General features: G+C 36.3%; 16 protein-coding genes. 10 read left to right on the top strand and 6 right to left on the bottom strand.

Going from position 1 to position 18,383, the window contains the following annotated elements:
- Positions 1-11: 11 nt before the first annotated feature.
- The 4 genes from PHO43_RS00620 to PHO43_RS00605 all read right to left on the bottom strand — a co-directional run bounded on the left by PHO43_RS00620 (position 12) and on the right by PHO43_RS00605 (position 6,383).
- Complete coding sequence (locus PHO43_RS00620; protein WP_053826509.1) at positions 12-1,274, bottom strand: ABC transporter permease; 1,263 nt, start codon at positions 1,272-1,274, stop codon at positions 12-14.
- Entirely contained in the window at positions 1,271-1,993 is a 723-nt protein-coding gene (locus PHO43_RS00615; RefSeq protein ID WP_045089333.1) for an ABC transporter ATP-binding protein, read from the bottom strand. Before PHO43_RS00615 ends, PHO43_RS00620 begins: the two co-directional genes overlap by 4 nt.
- A 215-nt stretch (positions 1,994-2,208) precedes the next feature.
- Positions 2,209-2,835 (bottom strand): polysaccharide deacetylase family protein, encoded by a 627-nt coding sequence (locus tag PHO43_RS00610; RefSeq protein ID WP_045089334.1) that lies wholly within the window; start codon positions 2,833-2,835, stop codon positions 2,209-2,211.
- Between the two features lie 77 nt (positions 2,836-2,912).
- On the bottom strand, positions 2,913-6,383 hold the full coding sequence (locus PHO43_RS00605; protein ID WP_288010970.1) for a glycosyltransferase family 117 protein: 3,471 nt from the start codon (positions 6,381-6,383) through the stop codon (positions 2,913-2,915).
- 493 nt (positions 6,384-6,876) lie between these two features.
- On the opposite strand from PHO43_RS00605, the gene ndk reads away from it, so the two are divergent.
- From ndk to folE, 7 genes are all read left to right on the top strand, one after another.
- Positions 6,877-7,338, top strand: a complete 462-nt coding sequence (ndk, locus tag PHO43_RS00600) for a nucleoside-diphosphate kinase (RefSeq protein WP_045089336.1) — start codon at positions 6,877-6,879, stop codon at positions 7,336-7,338.
- A gap of 49 nt (positions 7,339-7,387) precedes the next feature.
- Positions 7,388-8,410: a peptidoglycan DD-metalloendopeptidase family protein gene (locus PHO43_RS00595; protein ID WP_053826506.1), complete on the top strand. Its 1,023-nt coding sequence runs from the start codon at positions 7,388-7,390 to the stop codon at positions 8,408-8,410.
- Between the two features lie 114 nt (positions 8,411-8,524).
- Entirely contained in the window at positions 8,525-9,106 is a 582-nt protein-coding gene (locus PHO43_RS00590; protein ID WP_045089338.1) for a DUF1599 domain-containing protein, read from the top strand.
- Positions 9,107-9,159: 53 nt separating this feature from the next.
- Complete coding sequence (locus PHO43_RS00585) at positions 9,160-10,407, top strand: BT_3928 family protein (RefSeq protein ID WP_052673114.1); 1,248 nt, start codon at positions 9,160-9,162, stop codon at positions 10,405-10,407.
- 31 nt (positions 10,408-10,438) lie between these two features.
- Complete coding sequence (gene tpiA, locus PHO43_RS00580) at positions 10,439-11,194, top strand: triose-phosphate isomerase (RefSeq protein WP_288010968.1); 756 nt, start codon at positions 10,439-10,441, stop codon at positions 11,192-11,194.
- A 95-nt stretch (positions 11,195-11,289) separates the two neighbouring features.
- Positions 11,290-11,799 carry an SPOR domain-containing protein gene (locus tag PHO43_RS00575; RefSeq protein WP_045089341.1) on the top strand — a complete coding sequence of 170 codons (510 nt, stop codon included), beginning with the start codon at positions 11,290-11,292 and terminating at the stop codon, positions 11,797-11,799.
- A gap of 18 nt (positions 11,800-11,817) precedes the next feature.
- Positions 11,818-12,396: a GTP cyclohydrolase I FolE gene (gene folE / locus PHO43_RS00570; RefSeq protein WP_045089342.1), complete on the top strand. Its 579-nt coding sequence runs from the start codon at positions 11,818-11,820 to the stop codon at positions 12,394-12,396.
- A 147-nt stretch (positions 12,397-12,543) separates the two neighbouring features.
- Here the strand turns inward: folE and typA are convergent, their stop codons facing one another.
- The gene (gene typA, locus PHO43_RS00565) at positions 12,544-14,346 is read right to left on the bottom strand and encodes a translational GTPase TypA (RefSeq protein WP_053826504.1); all 1,803 of its coding nucleotides are present in this window, start codon (positions 14,344-14,346) and stop codon (positions 12,544-12,546) included.
- 269 nt (positions 14,347-14,615) lie between these two features.
- Here typA and ahpC point away from each other — a divergent pair, with 269 nt between their 5' ends.
- The 3 genes from ahpC to PHO43_RS00550 all read left to right on the top strand — a co-directional run bounded on the left by ahpC (position 14,616) and on the right by PHO43_RS00550 (position 17,779).
- The gene (ahpC, locus tag PHO43_RS00560; RefSeq protein ID WP_045089344.1) at positions 14,616-15,182 is read left to right on the top strand and encodes an alkyl hydroperoxide reductase subunit C; all 567 of its coding nucleotides are present in this window, start codon (positions 14,616-14,618) and stop codon (positions 15,180-15,182) included.
- Between the two features lie 95 nt (positions 15,183-15,277).
- On the top strand, positions 15,278-16,834 hold the full coding sequence (gene ahpF, locus PHO43_RS00555) for an alkyl hydroperoxide reductase subunit F (RefSeq protein WP_053826503.1): 1,557 nt from the start codon (positions 15,278-15,280) through the stop codon (positions 16,832-16,834).
- 87 nt (positions 16,835-16,921) lie between these two features.
- A complete protein-coding gene (locus PHO43_RS00550; protein WP_045089346.1) occupies positions 16,922-17,779 on the top strand; it encodes an energy transducer TonB in 858 nt (285 codons plus the stop codon).
- Here the strand turns inward: PHO43_RS00550 and PHO43_RS00545 are convergent.
- On the bottom strand, positions 17,762-18,382 hold the full coding sequence (locus tag PHO43_RS00545; protein WP_045089347.1) for a NigD1/NigD2 family lipoprotein: 621 nt from the start codon (positions 18,380-18,382) through the stop codon (positions 17,762-17,764). The two genes, PHO43_RS00550 and PHO43_RS00545, sit on opposite strands and share 18 nt — an antisense overlap.
- Position 18,383 lies beyond the last annotated feature (1 nt).

Here is an 18,383-nt window from a genome sequence, read left to right as displayed (position 1 = left end):
TTTCTTAAATTTTATTCCTGTCTCATGGCCTCAATGGGCTTCACCTTTACAGCTTTGCGAGCTGGCAGATATCCTGCAATTACACCTGAGATAATAAGTACAATAGTTGCAAAGATTGCATAGCCAATCTCTACTGTTGGATTGGTGAAAACCGACATTTGGGGTTCGTCAGAAACCGGTTGTCCGTTTGCAGCCTGTTCCATGATGAAATTAACAATTTCAGTGAGACCAATACCCATTATTAATCCGATATAGCCAAATATTGTTGTAATTATAATAGATTCAAGTATTATAGTCTTTAATATTGATGATGGCTTGGCACCTATAGCTTTGCGTATGCCAATTTCACGTGTTCTCTCTTTTACAGAGACTAACATAATATTACTAACACCAACTATTCCGGCAATAAGAGTTAATATCCCGATTATAGTTACAAAAAGAGTTATACCGCCAAATATCTTCATTGTTTCAACATACTCTGACTGGGCATTACTAATCCAAAGAGCTTGCTCATCTTCAGGATTGAAATTGAGCCTCCTGCTCATCATGGTTCTCAAAGTTTCATTGAATTTATCATTAGCCTCTTTTGTATTAAGCCCATCAACAGTAAATACAATGTTGTAGAATTTCCCGCTTGGATTAAATATCGACTGGGAAGTTGTGAATGGAATATAGGCTCTTGAACCACCCCAGTCCTCCTTCTTAGAATTTATTCCAACAACTTTAAACATTAGGTTGCCCACCTTTACAGTTTTACCTAAAGCAGATTCACCGGGAAACAATAGATCGGCTATTTTTTTATCAAGTACTATTACCTTGTTATGCTCTTTCATATCGAGGTGATTAATAAAGCGGCCATCACCTGGTTTGATTATTAATTTTTCTATTAACCAATAGTTAGGCATTACCCCCCTTATTTCGTAAGACCCGAATTCATTACCATAAGTAATATTCATAGTGTTGTTAAGTCGTGCTGTTATCAGCCTGCTTTCAGAAACCTCCTCTCTAATAAAATCCACCTCTTCATTAGTGAATGAAAGTTGTCGGTCGGATTTGAGTCCATTATGAGGTATAGAGGTCCTTCCCGGGTATAGATTAACTCGGTTCACAGCTCTTGAACTGAAATTTTGTATTACACCATTTTGCAGACCATTGCCCGCACCAAGCAGAACAATAAGTATGAATATACCCCATGAGACAGACAAGCCTGTCAAGGTAGTACGCATCTTGTTTTTTTTGAGTGTCTCGAATATTTCCTGCAGAAGGTCTATCATAAAGACTGATAATTTAGATTTTGAGTTGTAACATGAATACCATTATCCTTTCTGGTCTCATACTCAATCATACCATCTTTCAGGTGGATAATACGATTGGTGGCTTCAGAAACAGATTTCTCATGAGTTACAATTATGGTAGTAATTCCCTCTTTATTAAGATTAGTTAGTACCTCCATAACCTCTTTAGTCGTTGTACTGTCAAGTGCACCTGTAGGTTCGTCCGCTAATATTATCTTAGGGTTTGAAATCATTGCTCTTGCTATTGCTACACGCTGTTTTTGTCCACCCGACATTTCATTTGGTAAGTGATGAGCCCAATCTTTTAATCCCATTTTATCAAGATGCTCCATTGCAATAATATTGCGTTTTTTGCGGCTTACTTTTTTATAGTAGAGTGGGAGAGCTACGTTTTCGAGAGCATTCTTGAAATTAATCAAATTGAAAGATTGAAACACAAATCCTATCATTTCATTTCTGTAATGTGCAGCTTCGGTTTCTGATAAACCTTTTATAAGGCTGCCATTCAGGTAATAATCACCCGAATCATAAGTGTCCAATATTCCGATAATATTAAGCAAAGTTGATTTGCCTGAACCTGATGCTCCTGTTATGGAAACATATTCACCTTTATCTATTTGTAAATCTATTCCTTTAAGTACGTGAAGTGGGAGTGCTTCGGTGTGATAAGATTTATGTAATTGCCTGATTGTTATCATTCGGCGCTTTAATTTTAAGTTACACTAAATTTTGAATAGTGCAAATGTATGCCAAATATTGTACTATGCAATGCATAATACTATCATTTTTCATCAAAATAACATTATTTAACACAAAAAACCCTATTATTGTCTCTCTTGACAACAATAAAACACTAGTTTCCATTATATAAACAGAAACTTTAAAAATATTATTTTGAAAAAGGTGATTTTAACTATCTATAAGAAGGGATCAATTCAAAAGAGTATCCCTGCTCAAGCAACCATTCAATTGCAAGAGGCAAAGCATATCTTAAATTCTTTTCTGCTTTTAGTGAATCATGAAATACAATCACCGATCCGTCACGGGTATACCTTTTTACATTTGCGAGTACCTGCTCAGGTGTCATAAATCTACTATAATCTCGAGTCACCACATCCCACATTATAATTTTATATCCATTTTTCTTCAATAAACCTGGTTGAGGAAAAATCATATGACCATGAGGTGGTCTAAATAGTTGTGAATTTATTAATTTACCGGCATCATTTGTATCACTCAGGAACTTCTTAGGCGAATTTTTCCATCCCTGCATGTGGTGAAAAGTGTGATTGCCGGTTATGTGTCCTTCTTTTATAATCTGATCATATATATGACCATATTTGCGAACATTATCTCCAACACAGAAGAAGGTTGCCTTTATATTATATTTGTTTAATATGCTCAGTACCCAAGGTGTAACTTCAGGTATAGGGCCATCATCAAATGTAAGATATACAGTTTTTTTATCCGGTACTCTAAGTCGCCAGATCGAATTTGGAAATAATAACCTATATAGTATTGGTGGTTGTTCAATTAGCATATAATGAACGTTTATTTAACACAAGAGATGCCAGGTAATATATCACTACACTACCCGGCACTCTTATTATATTTCTACTATTGTGTTGAACTACTATATTGTTCGAGTAATCGAGGATTAAATTGCTTCATTACACCCATTGCTTTTTGCATAATCTCTTCCTCTTCGGCACGACGTATTGTATCATCAGAAGGTACGGAGTAATAACCCTTTACTGCACTATCAGTGATCTCTCTTAAAATAGTATCTCCTACATAAGGAATACCTTTCATATAGTAAACCTGTGCTCTTTGTAATAGGTCATCTGTCAACAGCTTATATTTCTCTTTATCATACTGCTGATAAATATTTTTAACTAGCATTAGCGGACTAACATTATTATATATAATATCAGTCATTGTATTTGCAATCTGTACAGGCTTTAATCTCTCGAACCAGTTTAGGTTTGCATTAATCCTGTTATGGATTTCTGTGATAAGCTCATTTGCTTTTTCATATTCACCAAGCTTGTAGTATGCTCTAGCAAAGATAACACCGTCAGTTCCATATGAAACAGCACTGTCAGGTATCATTGAAGTGATTTTATCGAGAGCTGTCAAAGCTTTCTCATTTTCCCCTGCATCGACTAGAGCATCAACCAAATGAGTGAAATATAACCTGAATGTTGACAACATTCTTCTACTGGTTTGATCCATATAAATATCAGGATCATTTTCAAGACCACCCCATCTGAATTTATTAACCATATTATCGAATGCAGCCTCCAGGTTCACACCATTATTAAGAGGTTCTCCCGGAACTACCTGATAGGCGAGACCATTCAGAGAGAAGTTATGATCCTGCAAATTCATATATAGTGAAGGAGTGATTGTTGTAGCGTAATAGAGTGGTCTACTCCAGTTGTCATCATTAAGATTAGTGAGAAGCTCCAGAACCATCAGTTCATGCCTGTAAACAGCCTGTTTCCCTGAAAGATTTATCAGCATCTTGTCAGTAGGTTTAGCAGCCATATTTTTCCAGTCAACGGCAGAACTGTCAACATCCAGATAAAGGATATCACCAGGAATAACCTGTGTATTACCTGTGTTAAAAGGATTTGCAGGTCGAGAGTTTTCACCTGTCCTTAAATTCTCCATAGTCTGTTTCAGTGAGATTGTATCACGGAACGCGTTTCTGTCGTAATAATTACCATAAGAAACAGAAGGAATCTCACTCTGCCTTAGTACACTTTCAATTTCTTCTTTTGAAATGACAAAAGCCGCACTACCATCATCACCCGAGTATCTTGGGCGAGACCATTTTATTGGTAATGGTTCAGATTCATAAGCAGGCTTTAAAAGCTGATCTATATACCATTCCGTTTGCAGGAAACTCAAATTTGTAACCCTTACATCTGTTCTGAAGCCTTCGGTCTCCTGAACATACCACAGAGGGTAGGTATCATTATCCCCATTTGTAAATAGAATAGCATTTTCTCCTACACTACTCAGATAATTCATTCCTGTGTCACGAGCAAGAGTTCTGCCTGAACGATCATGGTCATCCCAATTCTGAGATGCCATCTGTATTGGAACAAACAAGCAGGCTACAGATGCAACTACAGTAGCAACTCGAGTGTTTTTTATATATTTTTTGAGGAATAGAGATATCCCTGCAACTCCCATTCCAATCCATATTGAAAAAGCGTAGAATGATCCTGCATAGGCATAATCCCTTTCTCTTGGCTCCATGAATGTCTGATTTAGATAAAGAATAATTGCCAGACCTGTCATAAAGAACAGCAGAAATACAACTATAAAGCTCTGCATTCCTCTTTCTTTTAGCTTTAGCTGATATAAAATACCTATGATACCTAATATGAGTGGCAACATATAGTATTTATTCCTTCCTTTGTTATTAACAATATCAGGAGCAATATCATCCTGAGGTCCAAGACCCAGTACATGTTCATCAATAAAGGAAATACCGGTAATCCAGTTACCTGCAGTTATTCCTCCATCACCCTGTATATCATTTTGTCTCCCAGAGAAATTCCACATAAAATATCGCCAGTACATATAATTGAACTGGTAACCAAACATGAACTTCAGATTCTGAAAAAATGTAGGTTTCTTGTTTTGATCTGTAACACCTCCCCATCTCTCATAACCCATAATATGATTCTGAAATGCTGGATTATTAGGGTTTGAATGCATCCTTGGCAGGAGCATTGTATTAGTGTATTTATATATTGGTGAAGTGGTCTTCTCATAACGATCCTTTTCATCAGGGGAATTTTTCACAACCTGTTTATAACTTACACGCTCACCTTCTATAATTGCAGTACCGTCTGCACTTCTCGCTATCTTAGACGCATAAGTTGTACCATGTATCAGCGGAGTCTGTCCATACTGTTCGCGATTCAGGTAGCTTCCAAGTGAGAATATATCTTCGGGTGAATTAAGATCGAGCGGTGGGTTAGCACTTGATCTTATTGGTATCAGAGCATAAGCTGAGAAACCAACTAGAATCACCATGAAGCATGAAATTGACAGGTTTATAAACCTCATGCTTATTTTCTTGGATTTGAAAACTATATATGCGACTGTAGCAATAAGTATTACCCAAAGCCAGGGACTTCCACTTATAAACAATACACCAGTCAAAGCCAGTGTAGCAAAGAATGCAATTCTTGCATTTCTTTCATTACTACTGGAAGATATGGTGTAGTAAAGTCCCATTGTAATTGCTCCAACCAGTATCAGTAAATAAAATAATACTCCTGAATTATATGGTAATCCAAAGCTGTTAACAAACAGAAGTTCAAACCATCCTCCAATTTTAGTGAAACCTGGTATTACTCCCCACATCAATATTATGATAAGTCCAAATGAAACTAGAAGAGCTTTTAAAGCCCCTTTCCAGTTGGCTTTTTCATTTTTCTTAAAATAGTATACAAGAACAATTGCAGGTATACACAACAGATTTAGCAGATGGACGCCTATTGAGAGCCCCATTACATAAGCAATGAGTACTAACCATTTATCTGAGTGTGGTTTGTCTGCATTATCTTCCCATTTTAGAATCAACCAGAATACAAGTGCAGTTAGCATTGATGAAAAGGCATATACTTCACCTTCAACTGCTGAAAACCAAAATGTATCAGAAAAGGTATAAACAAGTGCACCTACAATTCCGCTTCCAATAACTGCGGTAGTTTGACCAGCATTTAAAACAACATCACTGCTTTTTTGTAATAGTTTTCTAGTTAGGTGAGTTATTGTCCAGAAAAGGAACAAAATAGTAAATGCACTCATAAGAGCGGACATAATATTTACCATCATTGCTACCTGCGAAGGATCTTTTGCCAGTTGTGTGAAGAAGTTGCCAACAAGCATAAAAAAAGGAGCACCTGGTGGATGTCCAACTTCAAGCTTGTATGCTGATGTTATAAATTCTCCACAATCCCAGAAACTGGCTGTAGGTTCTATTGTAAGAAGATAAACTGTGGCAGCAATCGCAAAAACCACCCAACCCGAGATGTTATTGATAAGCTTGTATTTAGACATTTTTCTTATTAGTTTTGATTCATGGCATCAACCTGAATCATACAGATTTAATATAAAAAGTGGAGCAAAGATACTTAAATCTCTTTATACGATTGTCTGTTTTGAGAGGATTTTAAGTCTTTCTTATTAAAAAACGTGAATTGCGCCTCTATTCTCCATATATTAATATGCTGATTAATTACCACTTTAATAGTGTAATAATTTTTTTATCGTGTTAATGACTTATTGAAACTGATTTGAGTGAAAAAGTTGTAAATTGATATTTAATAATAGTATAATGATCTTAAAATCGACAAAATGTGTTCTATAACATGTTTATGGTTAATATATTGAAAAACAGAGTTGTAGGTCGAATTTAAGAGGCTTATTCAAATGTTACATGTGAAAAAAGCTAGTCGATAATTTGGAGTTCAAATAATAAAAACTTTACTTTGACATCGATTAAGGAAAAAAATCTGTAATAAAAAAGTTGTTAAGTAGTAGTTTTAATTAAATGCAGGTAACATTAGTAATTCTGAAGCCCTCCGCTATTCAGCGAGCAATACTGGGAGAAGTCATCTCTCGGTTTGAAAAAAAAGGCCTCCAGATTGTAGGAATGAAAATGATTAACCTGTCGGATGAGGTACTGAAGATTCACTATTCTCATTTAGTCAACAAACCTTTTTATGGGCGTATTAAAGATTCAATGCAGGCTAGCCCTGTAGTTGTTATGGCACTAAAAGGAGTTGATGCTGTGAATGTTGTAAGGAAAATCACCGGAGTGACAAATGGAAGAGATGCTCAGCCGGGCACGATCCGGGGAGACTATAGCATTAGTGTCCAGGAAAATATAGTACATGCTTCTGATTCTTATGAAACTGCACAAACCGAATTAGCACGATTCTTTACTACAGATGAAATCTTTGATTATCCGCAAATAAATATTCAGAGTATTTATGCAAACGATGAATATTAATTGCAATAAAAAAGTAATTATATGAAATTTGATATAAAACAAGGTATCGATGGAGATATATAATTTGTTTTCAAAAGCAAGAGTTTTACTACCGGCAGCCTTGATGTTTGTTTCATTAAACTCATTCTCACAAGTTAAACAGGAGTCTGCTGAAAAAAGCAGACCAGAAGTTAATTATAAGCAAGTACATAGTTCAAACTTAAATGAAAAGCAGAGTCTGTTTGCTGATGGACTTAAGCTTAAACTTGATTTGTCTGTACTGGATGATGCTGAAGAGCAAAGAGAGGAATTTAATCCAAATGATATACCTGCTGATGATTTATACGGGGGTATGTGGGAAAACAGATATGTCAATATGTATGGCAGTCTTAAGAATGCGCCGGATACATTTATAGTAGATTTGGATAATTTTACCATGCCTGCTGATGGACACATGACATCCAACTTTGGAAGAAGAGGTAGTCGTCGTTATCACTATGGTATTGATATAAAGGCTCAGACAGGAGACACTATTTATGCTGCATTCGACGGCAAAATCAGAGTTAAGCGTTTTGAAAGAAGTGGTTATGGTTATTATTTGGTTATCAGACATGTGAATGGACTGGAAACAGTTTACGGACACCTTTCAAAGTTTCTGGTTGAAGAGAATGATTTTGTTAAGTCTGGTCAGCCTATAGGACTTGCAGGAAATACTGGACGTTCATTTGGTTCACATCTGCATTTTGAAACACGTTTCTTGGGTAAACCAATCAACCCCAATTTTATTATAGACTTCCCAAATAAAACTGTTCACAAGGATGAGTATCTTGTTACCAATTCAAGTTACAAGAAAACAAATTCCAGCAGCAGATCAGTAATAAGAACATCGGAAGATAGTAATAATTACAAAGAGCCTGAAAATGCTTCCAATAAGTTTGTATCAGGAGAAGTACAGTATCACAGAATACAAAAGGGAGATACATTGGGCGCTATTTCCAAACGTTATGGTACTAGTGTAAGTAAACTATGTACTTTAAACAATATGACTACAAAAACAGTACTGCGTGTAGGTAAATCTATACGAGTCTCATAATAAAATAAAAGGCGTATATGTCTTAAAAAAGGTACAGGATATCAAACTTGTACCTTTTTTTTGTTTATCTTTGTTAGGTTGTTTTACGTTAAAAAATAAATAAAGAGAAATCCAATGAATATAACTAATATTCAGTTCGACGAAGTAGCTGGAATATGTCGCGATATCTTTGCCCGTAAATTACAAGATTATGGAGCCTCTTGGCGAATATTACGACCAACTTCTGTTACAGATCAAATTTTTATCAAGGCAAACAGAATTCGTACACTTGAAACCAAAAAAGAGAAGATGGTTGATGAAGGTATTTTTCCTGAATTCATTGCAATAGTTAATTATGGGATTATCGGACTCATCCAGCTTAAATTAGGATTTGCAGATACTGTTGATATTACAAACGAGAAAGCGCTTGAGTTATATGACGGGTTTCTTGAAAATACTAAACAACTGATGTATGCTAAGAATCATGATTATGATGAAGCATGGCGAAGCATGAGAGTAAGCTCCTACACAGATCTCATCCTTATGAAAATATACCGTACTAAAGAGATTGAGTGCAACGACGGTCAAACGTTGATATCTGAAGGAGTAGATGCAAATTATATGGACATGATAAACTATGCAATTTTTGGATTGATTAAACTTCATTTCCCGGAAGATTGTACCGATTCAAATAAGCAGGTTAATGATCTGCATTGATCGAAAATCAAAATATAAACTAGGAATAATCTATAAGTCAAGATTTTAATCGGGTGAAACAGAAAATTGTTTTAGAAAAAATTATAGTAGAACTGTCCCGAGTGATAGTTGGAGCTACATTTGCATTTTCCGGCTTTGTAAAAGCTGTGGATCCACTTGGTTTCACTTATAAAATGCAAGATTACCTCATCTCTCTTAATCTTGAAGGCCTTTTTTCAATTGCACTCCCGTTAGCTATCATAATGGTAGTTGCAGAGTTCGTTTTAGGAGTGTTTCTTCTTCTAGGGATAAACAGTAAAGTGACTACCAGACTTATAGGGTTATTTATGGTGTTTTTTACTCCACTGACTTTTTGGATTGCTTTAACAAATCCTGTTGCAGATTGTGGTTGTTTTGGTGATGCACTGGTTATTAGTAACTGGGTCTCATTCTATAAAAACATCATACTTTTTGCAGGAATTGCTTTTTTGGTAATTAAATGGAAAAAGATTACTCCACTGTTCTCAGCAAAAAAAGCTATTATTGCTTCTTTTTTTATTATTCTATATGGACTGCTCTTTTCTCTGCACAACACTTATAATCTACCAATTATTGACTTCCGTCCATATAAAATAGGAGCAAATATCCCAGATCAGATGTTTGTTGATCCTGATAAAGCAGATATATACGAGACTATATTCATATATAGTAAGGATGGTGTTGAGAAAGAGTTTAGCGAGTCGGATTACCCATGGAATGATTCATCATGGATTTTTATAGATATGGAAACTCGTTTGGTAAAAGAGGGAATAAAACCAGCGATAGAGGATTTCGCAATTGAATCTTTATATTTGGATGAGTCCGGTGAGTGGAATGTAGGGGGAGATATTACAGATTTAATTCTTTCAGATACCACATATACATTCATCATGGTTTCATATTCACTAGAAAAAATGTCTGAAAGGTATCTTCCCAGGTTTAATGATATTGTAAATTATGCTGATGAAAAAGGGTATCCATTTTATCTTCTTACTGCATCATCAACTAACTCTGTAAAAGAGTGGGAGGCTAAGCATAATACTGGAGTTCAGTTTTGTCATGCCGACGAGAGAACTTTGAAAACAATGATTAGGGCTAACCCCGGATTAATGTTAATAAAAGAGGGTACTGTAATCAATAAATGGGATGATAGCAAAGTGCCATCACCTGAAAATCTGTTAATTAAAAAACCTGATCAGGGAAAAGGGACTGAGTTATTAATATCTATAATCCTCTTTTTCGTACCTTTGTTAATTCTTAAGGTGTCATACAGAAAAAAGTAATTGAAATTAATAATAAATTAATTATATAAACATGAGAAAGAATATAGTAGCAGGAAACTGGAAAATGAACAAAACCCTTCAGGAGGGAATTCAGCTTGCAGAAGAGTTAAACGAAGCACTGAAAGGCAAAACTGTAAATTGCGATGTAATTATTGGTACACCATTTATTCATCTTGCAGGAGTAGCAAATGTAGTTGATACAACAAAAATAGGAGTTGCAGCACAAAACTGTGCAGATAAAGAATCTGGTGCATATACCGGTGAAGTGTCTGCAGCAATGGTCGCTTCAACAGGAGCCAAATATGTTATTTTAGGTCATAGCGAACGCAGAGCATATTATCACGAAACCCCAGAAATACTTAAAGAAAAAGTATTGCTGGCTCTTAAAAACGGTCTTACACCAATATTCTGTATAGGTGAAGTGTTGGAAGAAAGAGAGTCTGAAAAGCATTTCGAAGTAGTGAAATCACAAATCGAAGAATCACTTTTTGATCTTTCAGCTGAAGATTTCGGTAAACTAGTTCTTGCTTACGAACCTGTATGGGCAATTGGAACAGGGAAAACAGCCACTCCTGATCAAGCTCAGGAGATGCATGCATTTATCCGTAAGACAATTGCTGAAAAGTATGGCAACGAAGTTGCTGATAACTGTTCTATACTTTATGGAGGTAGTGCAAATGCAGGCAACGCGAAAGAACTATTCTCAAATCCTGATGTAGATGGAGGTTTAATAGGTGGAGCTTCGCTGGGTGTTGACAAATTCATGCCAATAATTGAAGCTTTTTAATACTTTAAAAGAAATTTATTATACATTTTACCACAGATTCACTATGAGTCTGTGGTATTTATTTATCTTTGTGCGAAGTAATAGAAAAAAAGAATATGAAATATTTCCCAAACCATAGAATTCTTCTTATTGCAATAATTCTTCTATCTGCAGGTGTTAATGCACAAACATCATTACAAAAAAATGAGATTCTTGAAGAGTTGAACAAAGATGTTCAGGGTAAAGGAGATGTTACTGTTTATCAGGATGAGAGTATTTCTCATATACTGGGAAGACCAGTGGGGCCTCCAAGAACTGTATATACAACCGCAGACGGTGCAGTACAGTATTACAAAACAAGAGGTTTTAAAATACAGGCGTTCTCCGGCAATAACCAACGCACATCAAGAGATGAGGCTAACAGGAAGCAGAGCCAAATAAATCAGTTATATCCAGATCTGGAGACAGTGGTCCTTTTTGAATCTCCTTTCTGGAGATTAAGGGTAGGTAATTTTGAAAACCGGGGAGAAGCAGAAGAGGCTTTGCATAAATTAAGAGAATCATTTCCATCATTTGGTAGAGAAATGTATATTGTTGTAGATGAGGTGAAAATACCTGTCAACTAACCTCATAAATGGAATAAAATGTCATCTGAAGAATTAGAAAAAAACAAATCCATTATTTCGGATCACATGAGAGAGATCCTCTCTCTGCTTGGCGAAGATGTTTCTCGCGAGGGACTTATTAAAACCCCGGACAGAGTAGCTAAGGCTATGCAATATCTGACTAAAGGCTATTGGCAGAGCCCTGAAGAGATACTTCGTTCTGCTCAGTTTAAGGAAAACTATCGCCAGATGGTAATTGTGAAGGATATCGACTTCTTTTCAATGTGTGAGCATCATATGCTGCCGTTTTTTGGTAAAGCGCATGTTGCATATATCCCCAATGGTTATGTCACCGGTCTAAGTAAGATAGCACGAGTGGTAGATGTCTTTTCAAGAAGACTGCAGGTGCAGGAGAGATTGACAACGCAGATTAAAGATTGTATTCAAAATACACTTAATCCTATGGGTGTGATGGTTGTTATTGAGGCTAAGCATATGTGTATGCAGATGCGTGGAGTAGAAAAGCAAAATTCAATTACTACTACATCAGACTTCACTGGTATATTCCGTGAGCAAAAAACAAGAGAGGAGTTTGTTAATCTTATTAATAGGAAATAAGTTTGCAGAAATACAGAATAAAATAAACTGATCAATAAGGTAGAGATCTGTTTATAATAATAGCCGGTTATAATCATTAATAACCGGCTATTCTATTAAATTAAACTTACTCTTAATTTCAGTATAGCTTATCTGATTTTTATGGTTTTAAGATTTCTTTGATGCTCTTTTCCTATCGTTTTCATCAAGAAGTATTTTTCTTATTCGCATATGTTTAGGAGTGACTTCAACATACTCATCATCCTTTATATATTCCAGAGCCTCTTCAAGACTAAAGATAACAGGTGGAGCTAATTGTGCTTTATCATCTGAACCGGATGCACGAACGTTGGTAAGTTTTTTTGACTTGGTAACATTAACTACCAGGTCGCCTTCTTTATTTTGTTCTCCTACTACCTGACCGGCATATACATCTGTTTGTGGGTAGATGAAAAAATGACCTCTGTCTTGCAGTTTATCCAATGCATATGCATAAGCATTACCTGATTCTCCAGCAATAATTGAACCGTTTTGTCTTTTTTCAATTTCACCTTTCCAGGGCTGAAATTCAAGGAATCGGTGCGCCATAATAGCCTCACCTGCTGAAAGGGTTAGTACAATATTGTTTAAGCCTATAATCCCTCTCGATGGAATCACAAACTCCATATGCATGCGGTCACCCTTACTTTCCATGGTAAGGAGTTCACCTTTTCGGCGTGTAACAACATCAATAATTTTACTTGAATACTCTTCAGGAAGGTTTATTGTTAACTGTTCCACCGGTTCATGTTTTTCGCCATGTTTCTCTTTGATGATTACCTGGGGCTGACCTACCTGCAGCTCGTAACCTTCACGACGCATTGTTTCTATAAGGACAGAGAGGTGTAGTACACCGCGACCGTAAACTATCCATGAGTCTGAGCTTTCAGTCTCTTCCACTCTCAAAGCAAGGTTTTTGTCAAGTTCACGCATTAATCTTTCATAAATATGTCTTGAAGTTACATATTTACCATCCTGACCAAAAAATGGAGAGTTGTTTATTGTGAATAACATAGACATGGTTGGCTCATCAATAGCAATTGGATCAAGTGGTTCAGGTTTATCTATATCTGTAATTGTATCTCCAATTTCGAATCCTTCAATTCCAATTAATGCACATATATCGCCCGAGTTTACCTCGTTTACTTTTGTACGGCCTAATCCTTCAAAAATATCAAGTTCTTTTATACGTATTCTCTTAATACTACCATCACGTTTGCAAAGTGCATAATCTTTACCATTGAAAATTGTGCCTCTGTGTACTCTGCCTACAGCTATCCTTCCAACATAGTTAGAATAGTCGAGAGATGTAATTAGCATTTGCGGTGTACCCTCCAATACTTTTGGAGCAGGGATATGTTTAACAATAGCATCCAGCAGTGGTATGATATTTTCTGAAGGTTTTTTCCAGTCATCAGACATCCATCCCTGTTTTGCAGAACCATATATCGTAGGGAAATCAAGTTGCTCCTCAGTTGCATCCAGACTAAACATTAAATCGAATACCTCTTCCTGAACCTCTTCAGGACGGCAGTTGGGCTTGTCAACTTTATTAATAACCAATATGGGTTTCAGTCCAATTTCCAAAGCTTTCTGCAACACAAACCTTGTTTGAGGCATTGGTCCTTCAAATGCATCAACAACAAGCAGACAACCATCAGCCATGTTAAGTACACGTTCAACCTCACCTCCAAAATCGGCGTGTCCCGGAGTATCAATTATGTTGATTTTTGTGTCTCCATATTTTATTGAAACGTTTTTGGAAAGTATTGTAATACCACGTTCGCGTTCAAGCTCATTATTATCTAAAATCAGCTCATCTGTTTGCTGGTTTTCTCTGAATAGGTGTCCTGCCAGCAACATTTTATCAACCAGGGTTGTTTTACCATGATCAACGTGTGCGATAATGGCGATATTTCGGATGTCATACATAAAAACAATCTTTTTAGGGTGCAAAGATAGGTTTTTTACACGAGAATCTCTTAAATTTATATATAATATGAAATGTCTATTAATAATTATTATATTACTAACAAACAAAATAGTCAATATAGCTTTAATCTGATTTTAGTAATTCCCTCATTTGAACGTTATAAGAAAAGCATTTTCCACAAATAGATATTATTGATATTGTATAGCTTTTTAATAGGTCAGCACTATCTTATCTTTGCACTGTTTATTAATATTAAAAGTTAATTTATATGCAACCTATTATTAATTCAAGAATTCCGGAATTCAAAGTACAAGCTTACCACAATGGTGAGTTCAAAACAATTACAGATAAGGACACATTAGGTAAATGGTCGGTATTTTTCTTCTATCCAGCCGACTTCACTTTCGTATGCCCTACAGAACTTGTAGACGTTGCAGAAAAGTATGAATACCTGCAATCAATCGGAGTGGAGGTATATTCTGTTAGTACAGACTCTCATTTCACTCATAAGGCATGGCATGATACATCAGAGAGCATAAATAAAATTAAGTATCCTATGCTGGCTGATCATACAGGTGAGTTAAGCCGTGCGTTTGGCGTACTTAACGAAGAAGATTATCTGGCCTACAGAGGAACATTTGTTGCTAATCCTGAGGGTATTGTGAAAGTACTTGAGGTGAATGACGGACCAATTGGACGTAATGCTGCAGAACTCGTACGCAAAATAGAGGCTGCTCAGTTTGTGGCTGAACATAAAGATGAAGTTTGTCCTGCTAAATGGGAAAAAGGTAAGGAAACCCTTAAACCAAGCATTGATCTTGTAGGAAAAATTTAATTTTAAACTCATAATCAAGCCCTCTGATCGATCTTCTATGGCCAGGCCATAAATATTAACAGAGGGCTTTTTATATAAAAAATGAAATAGTTATTATGCTCGACAATTCATTAAAAGAACAATTAAAAGCAATTTTTGCAAATTTAGAATCAGAATATCAATTTGATATATATGCATCTCAGGATCATGAAAGCTATAGTGAACTGGTTGAGCTGCTGGAGGATGTAGTTGCAAGTTCACCAAAGTTTTCTCTGAAAATAAATGAAGGAAACTACATTGCATTCAATCTGCTGAAAAATGGAGAAGAGACAGGTGTGGTCTTCAGAGGTATACCCAATGGTCATGAATTTACTTCACTTCTGTTGGCCGTGCTGAATAGTGATGGCAAAGGGAAAAATCAACCTGACGAATTTATAAGAAAGAGGGTAGAATCATTAAAGGGAAAGATTAATCTTACAACTTATGTTTCACTAACATGTACAAATTGCCCGGATGTTGTACAGGCCCTTAATCTCATGGCAATTATCAATCCTGATATAACACATGAGATGGTTGACGGTGCAATTTATAAGGAGGAGGTTGAATCATTGAAGATTCAGGCTGTACCTGCTGTATATGCTGATGGAGAACTGCTTCATGTGGGCAGGGGTGAATTTGGAACACTATTGACTAAACTTGAAGAGAAGTATGGTGTTGTAGAAAAAGAGACCACTGATTCGGAAATCAGGAGGTTTGATGTTTTAGTTGTAGGTGGAGGTCCTGCAGGCGCTTCTGCGGCAATATACTCTGCACGAAAGGGGCTGAATGTGGCAGTGCTGGCTCAGACAGTAGGAGGACAGGTAAAGGAAACTACTGGAATCGAGAATATGATTTCAGTACCCCAGACAACTGGAGAAAAACTTACTGTTGATCTTAGAAAACATATGGAGGAGTATCCTATCTCGATTCTTGAGCATAGAATTGTTGAGAAAGTTGAGGTAGATGGTAATGAGAAAATTGTACATGTTAAAGGGGGTGAGAGGTTTGCAACTGGTGCTCTTATAATTGCAACTGGTGCTAACTGGAAAAAGCTTAATGTTCCCGGAGAAGCTGATCATATTGGTAAAGGGGTTGCATTCTGTGTGCATTGTGACGGACCGTTTTATAAAGATAAGCATGTAGCTGTTATAGGTGGAGGAAACTCAGGTATTGAGGCTGCAATTGATTTAGCTGCAATATGTTCAAAGGTTACTGTATTTGAGTTTCTTGATGAACTTAAAGCTGATAAGGTGCTACAGGAGAAAGTTGCCTCTTTGCCAAATGTAGAACTGTTTTTAAGCTCTCAAACAATGGAGGTGCTTGGCGATGGTAATAAAGTTAGCGGTTTGAAAGTGAAAGACAGAAAAACTGAAGAGGAGAGGGTTGTAGATGTAGATGGGGTATTTATACAGATAGGGCTAGCCCCAAACAGTTCTGTTTTTAAAGGTGTTGTTAATGTTAACAGATTCGGAGAAATAGAGACAGATTCTCATTGTCGCACTAATGTTCCGGGTATATATGCAGCGGGTGATGTTACAACTGTACCTTACAAGCAGATTATAATCTCCATGGGTGAAGGAGCTAAAGCTGCCCTTACTGCTTTTGATGACAGAATTAGAGGTGTTTTATCTTAAAAGAGCTGTTGCAGTAACAGGAAAATCATATTTTTTATGTAAGTTTGTAACATTAATGCAATAAATTAGTTAAGAGAAAATTGTTACATGAAACTACGTAAAATTCACACTGTTATAGCAACATTCTTTATAGTTTGCTTTACTTCTTTATCTACAATAGATGCAATTGCTCAAAATGTTCCGGTATCTCAAAGTGACAAGATTGTAGAAAATCCTGATATCGTTCCTATGTTTACTGGTGGAACGGCTGAGATGCACCGCTTTATTTCCAATACATTAAGTTACCCGGCAGATGCTGCTGAACGAAATGCACAGGGTTTGGTAGTTTATACATTTGTAGTTGAAAAAGATGGTTCACTCTCCAATTTTAATATAATTCATCGTGCAGATCCTCTCTTGAATGAAGAGGCGTTGCGTATTCTAAAAAATATGCCACCATGGAGACCTGCACGTCATAATGGAGAGATTGTAAGGTCGGAAACTTATGTTCCAATGTATTTTAAACTTAACAAGAATGTTCAGTACTCAACAAGAACTTCAAGTTCTGCTACAGCAAGAGCGTATGCGAAGACCGACCAGTCAATCCTGGAAAATAGTGAGATTTATACGATAGTGGATAAAATGCCGGTGTATGAGTATGGTGAAAAGGAACTGGCTAATTTTATATCATATAACATGCGCTACCCGAAAGAGGCATTACAGCAGGGTATTGAGGGCAGGATATTATGCTCCTTTATAGTGGGCAAGGATGGCTCTATATCAAATATTGAAGTTGTGAGCGGATCAAATGAGGCTCTTAATAATGAAGCTATTCGTGTATTGGGTTTAATGCCTAAATGGACTCCGGGTGAAAATAATGGTGAAAAAGTGAATGTAAAGTGTCTGCTTCCGATAGATTTTACTATTGATGAACAGCCTATTCCACCATTAACCAGCTCCAACTAGGGTGAAATTGAATTGACGCAATTCCTTATTTGAATATATAAAAAGTCTGAATGGAACTTCGGTTTCGTTCAGACTTTTTAGTTTGCTAAGTCTGAATGAAGCATACATAATTTGAAAGTATCCGGGAGGATCATTATTCATTGAGTGAGAAAGATATAGATCTGTACCTTCTGTTGAAGTGTCTTTATAAAGAGCAATTGTATGTGGTGTACTGTGATATTCAATCTCAAGAATTAAATTCAGATAGTCACCTTCAACCCACACACTTATAATTTTTAATGGGTCATTTTTATAATTCTCGGGATAGCCTTCAAAAAGCACATCACCTGAGAATACTGGTGTAATATTTTTAATTTCTATTTTATCACCATTCAAGGGTGTCCAGTATAAAATAACCCTGTCGCCATCACTACCGTGAAAATCTTTAACTTCAATCGGTGATAGTACTTTACCATTATCTAATTTGAAACGGTAGGTGTCACCCTGTTTAATCACTGTGGCGAACTCGGCAAGAAAATCATCCATTCTTTCAGGCTTTTTATCGCAACCTTGAATAAGGGTAAGAGATAATATAACCAGAAGAGTGAATGCTATCTGCTTCATT

The sequence above is a fragment of the Lascolabacillus sp. genome, assembly GCF_028696275.1.
GTDB classification, from domain to species: domain Bacteria; phylum Bacteroidota; class Bacteroidia; order Bacteroidales; family Dysgonomonadaceae; genus Proteiniphilum; species Proteiniphilum massiliensis.
The sequence above is the reverse complement of the archived record's forward strand: the minus strand, read 5'-3'. Positions and strand labels throughout refer to the sequence as shown.

Coding starts and splice junctions, on each gene's coding strand:
- PHO43_RS00620 (WP_053826509.1), bottom strand. CDS start 1,274: ATGATAGACCTTCTGCAGGAAATATTCGAGACACTCAAAAAAAACAAG.
- PHO43_RS00615 (WP_045089333.1), bottom strand. CDS start 1,993: ATGATAACAATCAGGCAATTACATAAATCTTATCACACCGAAGCACTC.
- PHO43_RS00610 (WP_045089334.1), bottom strand. CDS start 2,835: ATGCTAATTGAACAACCACCAATACTATATAGGTTATTATTTCCAAAT.
- PHO43_RS00605 (WP_288010970.1), bottom strand. CDS start 6,383: ATGTCTAAATACAAGCTTATCAATAACATCTCGGGTTGGGTGGTTTTT.
- ndk (WP_045089336.1), top strand. CDS start 6,877: ATGCAGGTAACATTAGTAATTCTGAAGCCCTCCGCTATTCAGCGAGCA.
- PHO43_RS00595 (WP_053826506.1), top strand. CDS start 7,388: ATGGAGATATATAATTTGTTTTCAAAAGCAAGAGTTTTACTACCGGCA.
- PHO43_RS00590 (WP_045089338.1), top strand. CDS start 8,525: ATGAATATAACTAATATTCAGTTCGACGAAGTAGCTGGAATATGTCGC.
- tpiA (WP_288010968.1), top strand. CDS start 10,439: ATGAGAAAGAATATAGTAGCAGGAAACTGGAAAATGAACAAAACCCTT.
- PHO43_RS00575 (WP_045089341.1), top strand. CDS start 11,290: ATGAAATATTTCCCAAACCATAGAATTCTTCTTATTGCAATAATTCTT.
- folE (WP_045089342.1), top strand. CDS start 11,818: ATGTCATCTGAAGAATTAGAAAAAAACAAATCCATTATTTCGGATCAC.
- typA (WP_053826504.1), bottom strand. CDS start 14,346: ATGTATGACATCCGAAATATCGCCATTATCGCACACGTTGATCATGGT.
- ahpC (WP_045089344.1), top strand. CDS start 14,616: ATGCAACCTATTATTAATTCAAGAATTCCGGAATTCAAAGTACAAGCT.
- ahpF (WP_053826503.1), top strand. CDS start 15,278: ATGCTCGACAATTCATTAAAAGAACAATTAAAAGCAATTTTTGCAAAT.
- PHO43_RS00550 (WP_045089346.1), top strand. CDS start 16,922: ATGAAACTACGTAAAATTCACACTGTTATAGCAACATTCTTTATAGTT.
- PHO43_RS00545 (WP_045089347.1), bottom strand. CDS start 18,382: ATGAAGCAGATAGCATTCACTCTTCTGGTTATATTATCTCTTACCCTT.